Here is a 1,259-nt window from a genome sequence, read left to right as displayed (position 1 = left end):
GTTAGCGACGACCGGCCAGCAACAGACTTCATTCGGCGGCGGACGAAAGCCGCCCCAACATTCTGGGAAGACGACAGTGACGTTCTCTCCTTCCTCCAGTCACCGGCACGGAACGACCCACTCAAAGAGATGAACCACGGGAACCGGCTAGCCGATCCCGACGTTGTGGATGAAGCTGAACCGGTCCCCAACGCCGCCTACGTCGCCACGGACTACACCAATTCCTCGTGGCTCTTGTTCATCGACATCGACGCCAAAGACGTCGCACTTGAGCGAGCGACCGAGGCAGTCACCAACACAGCAACGAAAACAGAGGCAGAGATCCGGGATGCAGCTGGGATCATTGATGCCGAACCTGCCGGCTACGACTACGCGTTCAGAGACATTGATCGGGCGCTCGAACTAGGCTTCCAGGTCCACGACATCATGGTAGAGCAACTCAACATGGCTGATCCAGTTGTGCAATACTCGGGGCAAGGTTGCCACGTGTTCGGGCCGACAGCCGACTCAGCCCACCGCTACGATACTGAATCACGGGAGTACATCGTCGACATACTCACAGCAAAATACGAGATCCCCATCGACGAGAAGTGTACAACTGACCGGTCACGATTCACGCGACTCCCCTTCTCGCTCCATGGCGACGTGGGCCAAGTCGTGACGCCGATCGACTCCCCGAGCTTCGACTACCGAACTGAAGCCCAAGCACCAGTCATCGACACCGACCTCGCAGCCGAACAGTAGCCACCAACATCCCCACCATCTCCACCAATGACCGACGAAAACGAGACACCGTCCTACAGCACAAATCCCGCCGAAACCGACATTGGAGCGTACCGCGTTGCAGCCTTTCCCAAGCGGTACAGCGACCGACAGCGCCATCTCCTGATGGACAGAGGCTACGCATTGCTCCTCGAACGAGACGACATTGAGTCCGACAAGCCAGTCCGACGGATGGTGCGAGAACTGGGCAAGGGGCTGTTCGGGAAGAACAAGCCCGACAAATACATCCCGATGTTCGATGATCCAGGGGAGTTAGCAATCGCAACAGCGTTCGTTTCGACAGGGCTAGTCCGGCACGACGAGATTCGAAAGGGGGACCTGTCAGGTGTCATCCCCCTCTCTCGACTCGCAGAACGGTACGCATACAACTTCCACGCACTGCTTCACGAGTACGAGTATCGCGACCAGATCATGCAAGAGATCGGTGAAGTAGTGTACGAGAAGGAGGGAGAACATCCTGGTCGCGTCTGCGAAGG

At 57.6% G+C, this 1,259-nt stretch carries 2 protein-coding genes; both read left to right on the top strand.

Annotation, left to right across the window (positions count from 1 at the left end):
* On the top strand, positions 1-744 hold a 744-nt coding region (locus BMX17_RS26610), incomplete at its 5' end, for a bifunctional DNA primase/polymerase (RefSeq protein ID WP_092665346.1).
* A gap of 27 nt (positions 745-771) precedes the next feature.
* Positions 772-1,259 (top strand): DUF8140 domain-containing protein (locus BMX17_RS24895; protein ID WP_139203817.1); only part of this gene is annotated, 488 nt, incomplete at its 3' end.

It is taken from the genome of Halorientalis persicus (assembly GCF_900110215.1).
Taxonomy (GTDB): domain Archaea; phylum Halobacteriota; class Halobacteria; order Halobacteriales; family Haloarculaceae; genus Halorientalis; species Halorientalis persica.
This window is presented reverse-complemented; position numbering and strand designations above follow the sequence as displayed.